The 5907-nt window shown below is 62.8% G+C and carries 7 protein-coding genes; 1 reads left to right on the forward strand and 6 read right to left on the reverse strand.

Annotated features, from left to right (window positions below):
• From AB7F49_RS37540 to AB7F49_RS37560, 5 genes are all read right to left on the reverse strand, one after another.
• Positions 1–682 (reverse strand): phage integrase central domain-containing protein (locus tag AB7F49_RS37540; RefSeq protein ID WP_428532527.1); only part of this gene is annotated, 682 nt, incomplete at its 3' end.
• 420 nt (positions 683–1102) lie between these two features.
• Complete coding sequence (locus AB7F49_RS37545; protein ID WP_428532530.1) at positions 1103–2800, reverse strand: recombinase family protein; 1698 nt, start codon at positions 2798–2800, stop codon at positions 1103–1105.
• Positions 2797–2994: a hypothetical protein gene (locus tag AB7F49_RS37550; RefSeq protein ID WP_428532533.1), complete on the reverse strand. Its 198-nt coding sequence runs from the start codon at positions 2992–2994 to the stop codon at positions 2797–2799. Before AB7F49_RS37550 ends, AB7F49_RS37545 begins: the two co-directional genes overlap by 4 nt.
• On the reverse strand, positions 2987–3409 hold the full coding sequence (locus AB7F49_RS37555; RefSeq protein WP_428532545.1) for a DUF2924 domain-containing protein: 423 nt from the start codon (positions 3407–3409) through the stop codon (positions 2987–2989). Before AB7F49_RS37555 ends, AB7F49_RS37550 begins: the two co-directional genes overlap by 8 nt.
• 71 nt (positions 3410–3480) lie before the next feature.
• Positions 3481–3846 (reverse strand): DUF3489 domain-containing protein, encoded by a 366-nt coding sequence (locus AB7F49_RS37560; RefSeq protein WP_428532536.1) that lies wholly within the window; start codon positions 3844–3846, stop codon positions 3481–3483.
• 244 nt (positions 3847–4090) lie between these two features.
• Between AB7F49_RS37560 and AB7F49_RS37565 the strand changes: the two genes are divergently transcribed.
• The gene (locus AB7F49_RS37565) at positions 4091–4342 is read left to right on the forward strand and encodes a hypothetical protein (protein ID WP_428532539.1); all 252 of its coding nucleotides are present in this window, start codon (positions 4091–4093) and stop codon (positions 4340–4342) included.
• A 314-nt stretch (positions 4343–4656) separates the two neighbouring features.
• Here the strand turns inward: AB7F49_RS37565 and AB7F49_RS37570 are convergent.
• Positions 4657–5907 (reverse strand): recombinase family protein (locus AB7F49_RS37570; RefSeq protein WP_428532542.1); only part of this gene is annotated, 1251 nt, incomplete at its 5' end.

Consider the following 5907-nt stretch of genomic DNA (forward strand, 5'->3'; position numbering starts at 1 on the left):
CAACGTGCTCAGCCTCCGCTTGATCGAGAGCGGCTCCCAGCCTGGCGAGTTCGTCCTTGGTGAGAAAGCGCTCGCGCTTGTTCTCCTTGTAGCGCTGCACCCGCTGACAGGGATTGGCACCTTCCGCGCGATAGCCCTGATCTTCGGCCCAGGTCATGATCTTCGAGAGGACGGAGAGGGCGTGATTGGCGGCGCGAGGAACATTGTTCCACGAACTGTGCGCGTTGCTGACATCCGCGCGGGTGATCGCGGCGATCCGCTTAGAGCCGAGGGTAGGGAGGAGATACATACGCAGCAGCGAGCTGTACTCCTTGAGCGTGCTGGCTTTGATCTTCTTGCCATGATTGGCAACGAACTGCGCGGCGACGGCTTCGAACGTCAGGTCTTTGGCGGGTGGTGGTTTGTCGAAGGCAGACGGGTCGGCGAGGATCTTGATGGCCTGCTTGCGCGCTTTGTCGGGTGTCCAAACTTGGCCATCGTCGGCGGGCTGACCATGTTGGCCGATCGTGAACCAGCGAATGCGTCCATCGACACGACATTTAAGCAGGTAACTGACGGCCTCGCTGCGCTGTCGGCGCGCGCAAAATCCCTTGATATCGGCATCCCAGACGGTGGTGTTAACGGGGAGGGCCTGGATGATCGCAACCCCGATTTTCTTGCGCAGTGTGGACGACGTCGGCATGTGGTCGCTAGCTCAATCTGCGGTTCTAGGTACGAAACCCTAGCGACCATCTAGCGACCACGCTAGCGAAAACTGCAAGTAGAAGTTGCCGGTTGCTGAGGTGTAAAACACAATAAAAACAATGAGGCTGATGCCTGCTGATGCCTACTTAAGGTAGTGATTACAAGACTCTGACTCTGCCTGTCTAGGTTCGAATCCTAGTCCCCCAGCCACAGACTAACTCATTGATATCGCAGCATATTTTGTATTTTCCGTAGGCGGAAAGACGCCGCGATTTCCGCGGCTTGCCGACATGCATTTTGAAGGTGTGCGCATCCAGCGGCGTCTCTCGATGACGGTCCGCGGCTGATAGCCTGATTTATCTCTGAGGGCCGTTTTCGGCAGGTCAGACTCGCATTGTTTTCGGGGCTTTCCGGGGCGCTAGCGCGTCTCGAGACCGAGGACTGTCCGCTGAAGCAGCCAGTCGTGCGGCAGGTCTTTGCACACGGAGAGAAGACCGGCCGGCGTCAGCCCCTCGGCGGGCCGCCCGAGAACGAGCGCGCGGACGATGTCCGGCGCGAGATACGTCAGCCGCATCTGCGCCGACAGGATGTCCCGCTTGACGCCGAGCCGCAGCGCCATCGCATCGATGGTCTCGTCGCGTCCCGACATCAGCGCATCGCGAGTCGCGTGGGCATCGCGAAGCAGGGCGATCATCTGCCCGTCGGGCTTCTCGGCCACGCCTCCCCCGACGATCAGTCGGATCCCTTTCCCGGCACGGCGCAGCTTGGCGTCGATGGTCAACTCGATCACGCCGGGCTGGTGAGCCGCTGGAAGATTGCATGTATCGCCCATCAGAATGGTCGCAATCTCACTCGGCTTAAGCGACGCAACCACCTTCTCGTCGTCCACTGTGACGGTCTCGACGACTGTGCGGACCAGATCGCGGAGCTTGATCGACGGCAGGCTCGCCCAGCTTTCGACGAGTTGGCTTGCCTTCGCCAAGGCCGACCGGACGGCCGAGGCGTCGAGGTCGAAGCATGACAGTGCTTCACCGAGGTCACGTTCGGAAGCGAGGAAAGCGCGAAGCCGATTGAGGACCAGCATCTCGATATCGCCCGCGGGGATGCGCCAGCCCTTCGCATGGTCGGACCGCTTGCCGGATACGAGTTGCGCCGAGACGTAGTAACGGTAGCGTCGCCCCTTCTTCACGGCGTGCGTCGGCGTCATGCGCTGTCCGTCGCCGTCCACGATCAGCCCGGCGAGCAAGCTCGGCGCCTTTGCGGTCTCGCTGAGCGTTCGGGCCTGTCGGTTGCCGGCCAGCTTCTCTTGGACGCGCTGCCAAAGTTCAGCATCGATGATCGCGTCATGCTGGCCGGGGTAGACCTTGCCTTGGTGACGAATCTCGCCGCGGTAGATCGGATTTTGCAGCAGTGTATAGAGTGCGCCGCGAGAGAAGCGGTTGCCGCCCGCGAGAACGCCCCCGGCGCCTTCTCGTCGCTTGCTGACGACGCCGAGCCGGTCGAGTTCGTGGCCGAGCAGCCTGACCGATCCCAGCTCCGCGTAGCGGTTGAAGATCATGCGTACCGTGTCGGCCTCGGCGTCATTGACGGTCAGCTTGCGCTCCCTGACGTCGTAGCCGATCGGCACGTTGCCGCCCATCCACATGCCTTTCGCCTTCGACGCCGCGATCTTGTCGCGAATGCGCTCACCGGCAATCTCGCGCTCGAACTGGGCGAATGAGAGCAGCATGTTGAGCGTCAGTCGACCCATCGAGGTCGTCGTGTTGAACTGCTGCGTCACCGAGACGAACGAGGCGCCGTGCGCGTCCAGAACGTCGACGATCTTGGCGAAATCGGCGAGCGATCGCGTCAACCGGTCGACCTTGTAGACAACCACGATCTGCACTTTGCCGGACTTGATGTCGGCGAGTAGCCGCAGCAGGGCCGGCCTCTCCATCGTGCCACCCGAGAGGCCGCCGTCGTCATAGAGATCCGGAAGTGGAACCCAGCCTGCATGCTTCTGGCTGAGGATGTAGGCGGCGCAGGCCTCGCGCTGCGCGTCGAGCGAGTTGAACTCCTTCTCGAGCCCCTCGTCGGAGGACTTGCGGGTGTAGATGGCGCAGTTCAGTCGCTTCATTGCAGGCGCCCCTCCAGAATGACGAGGCGCCTCCGGATGCGGTGCATCGCTGTCGAGAGGCGCTTGAACCGACGCCGCTCGTCATCGAGGGTCTCCACGCACTGACCCTCCGACGCGATCAGCGCCGCGTCCTCGAAAAGGCCGGTGAGATCTGCAAACGCCAGTCGAACACCATCGAGATTGGCTTCAATCATCGCCAGCCGCCTTCTTCGAGGTCAGGCCGAAGAACCGCGGACCGGACCAGTGTGCGCCGGTGATTTCGCGGGCGAGGACCGAGAGCGACCGGTAGCGCTGGCCGCGCCATTCGACGCCGTCCGCGTGGACGAGGACCGTGTGCGTGTCGCCGTTCCATTCGCGCACAATTCGCGTGCCCGGCTTCACGGTGGTGCGGGGCGCAGTTTTCCGGTTCTTGGCCGAAGTTACTTCAGGCTCGGTGCCGGACAGTTTTCGAAGGATCGACTTGGAGAGGCCGCCGAACGCCCTCTCCTGGATTTTGTAGGTGATGCCGCGCAGCAGGAGTTCGCGCGAGAGGCTCTTTGGCGGCTGCATGTGATGCAGCCGCCGCCACTCGCCGCGCAGCTCGAAGTTGCTGAGGCCTTCGAGCCGCACCAACTCGGCCGCGATGTCGTATCGAAGACGCGCGCTTTCAGCACGGCGTTCAATCGAGGCTCGCGTCATTGTCAGCGAACGCGCTTGGCTTCGATGCGATATCGACGCAGTTCGCCCTCGGCCTTCGACGAGGTGAGGGGGAAGCCCAGCTTCTTCTTGACGGTGCCGGCCAGGAACCCACGCACGCTATGCTGTTGCCAGCCGGACGCCTCCATCATCTCCAGGATGGTGGTGCCGTCGCGACGGCTGAGCAGCGTCAGGATGCGATCGTGCTTCGTGACGCGCGCGGGGTAGACGTCGTCGCTGGGACCCGACTTGCTCGGGGCGGCGTGCGCCGACGCAGGCTTTCCGGCGGCCTTCGGCTTCTCGCCCTTGGCGGTCTTCGCTGGCTTGGTTCGTTTGGCCGGGGTCGTGTGGTGGGTTTCGATCGTCGTCATGGTGGGCTCCGAGGGTTAATGGGCGCGCCCCATTGGCGCTCCCACCACCCAAAGCCCCGCGTTCCGCGAGGCGAGCCCAGAGAAATCGGCGGCCGGCCAACCGCCGCCTGTCTCACCACCAATGCGTCCTTTGCGGCAGAAGTCGAGGGTTGATTTCGCTGCAGAAACCGGGCCGCGACGTGTCGGTTAACACGGCCTCGCGACGGCACTATAGTGCGCCGCGACACCTGCTGGAGAACCGCTTATGGCTGATCCGAAACTCATTACGTCGCCGCTCAGCGGGCCCTTCACCGAAGGTGACGTGACCGTCGACGTCCAGATCTATCGGCTTGGCGACACCCAGTGGACACTGGAGGTCGTCGACGGCGAGGGCACATCGACCGTGTGGGATGACCAGTTCGAAACGGCCGCCGCAGCGAAGGCCGAGTTCCTGCGAAGCGTCGCCGAGGAGGGCCTCGTCGGCGCCATTTCCGGCGAGCCTGTTTCGAAGCATTGACGCGCACATGCCGGGCAACGTAGATACCGCAGTGATTACAATGGTTTAGATTGAATGCTCTGGAAGTGCCTGCTTAGGTTCGAATCCTAATTGCTCAGCCAACCTTCTCATTGAAATCGCGGGCTTTTAGCCGTCTCCCCACTCTGCGGAATTGCGCCGATATGTCCGCGGGTTAGATCCTTCGACATTGCAGCAGACCTGGTCAGAGACGCTGAAGGACGCAGCTTTGGGTGGGGCGTGGGCAAACGTCTCAAGTGGCGTCAATCGGGGCGGGCGGATTGGGAACTCTTCGCGAACCGTGGGCGCAGTTTTGGTCAGGCGAGACCCAGGAAAGCGCGCTGGCCCGGCCAGTCTAGCGGCAAATCCTGAGACGTGCGCAGCAGGCGCTTGACGCTGAGTTCCGGCGGCTGCCGGCCGGCCAGGATGTCCGCGATGATTTCGGGCGCCAGATAGGACAGGCGCATCAGTGCCGTCAGCCGGCCCTTGCTCTTCGTAGTACGCTCCGTGATCTCGTTCAGCGTCTCGTCGGTATCGGCAAGCAGCTTCTCCCGGGCGGCAACGGCCTCCTTCAGAGCGTCGACCAAGCTTGAGGAACTCGCGGCTTGATGCGGGTTCCTGATGACCATGCGCTTGCCCTGACCGGACCGCCGCAACTCGGCGGCGACCGACAGATCGATCGTCAGGCCGGCATCATGCCCGGATGGGATCGATGCACCGAGTGCGTGTGCCATTCGACCCACTCCGATCGCGATATCAATCCGATCAACCAGCAGCGTCACCCTGGTCACGAAGCTCCGCAACAGCCCCTTCATCTCCTCGGGTGGGATTTCGGTCCAGTTGCGGCTGAGTTCCGCGGCGCGATCCAGCGCACCATGTAGCTCGCACGCATCGAGAGTCAGCGGCGCGAGGGCACTGCCGACCGCATTTTGCGACGCCAATAGATCCCGGATTTGATCAAGTACGATGCTTTCCACCTCGCTGGCCGGCACGCGTATCGTGCCCGCTCCCGGTTTTCCTCGGTCGAGCAGTGACGCCGAAATATAGTACCGGTACCGTCGACCGCTCTTGTTGGAATGCGTCGGCGTCATGCGATTGCCGTCGCCATCGAAGATGAGGCCGGACAGAAGGCTCGGTGCCTTAGCCCCAACGGCCAATTCGCGCGCCTTGCGGTTGGCTGACAGCTTCTCCTGGACGACACGCCACAGATCGGCATCCACGAGGGCCTCGTGCTGCCCGGGATAGATGCGCCCCTTGTGCTCGACCTCGCCATGATAGAGGTGGTTCTGCAGGATCAGGTACAGGATGCCCCGCGAGAACGGCCGGCCTCCGGCGAGACGACCACCGGCGCCCTCGCGCTGCTTGCTGCGGATGCCTTGCCGGTCGAGTTCCTCCTGGAGAAGGGTGACGGAGCCGAGTTCGGCATAACGTCGAAAGATCATCCGCACCGTCTTGGCCTCGGCCTCGTTGATGAGCAGCTTCCGGTCCCTGGCGTCGTAGCCGAGCGGGACGTTGCCGCCCATCCACATACCCTTGGCCTTCGACGCAGCGATCTTGTCGCGGATGCG

This window comes from Pseudorhodoplanes sp., from assembly GCF_050250235.1.
Classification (GTDB): domain Bacteria; phylum Pseudomonadota; class Alphaproteobacteria; order Rhizobiales; family Xanthobacteraceae; genus Pseudorhodoplanes.

Bases quoted from the DNA above. Each gene is read 5' to 3' on its own strand.
- AB7F49_RS37560 (WP_428532536.1), bottom strand. From the start codon at position 3,846: ATGACGACGATCGAAACCCACCACACGACCCCGGCCAAACGAACCAAG.
- AB7F49_RS37545 (WP_428532530.1), bottom strand. From the start codon at position 2,800: ATGAAGCGACTGAACTGCGCCATCTACACCCGCAAGTCCTCCGACGAG.
- AB7F49_RS37550 (WP_428532533.1), bottom strand. From the start codon at position 2,994: ATGATTGAAGCCAATCTCGATGGTGTTCGACTGGCGTTTGCAGATCTC.
- AB7F49_RS37565 (WP_428532539.1), top strand. From the start codon at position 4,091: ATGGCTGATCCGAAACTCATTACGTCGCCGCTCAGCGGGCCCTTCACC.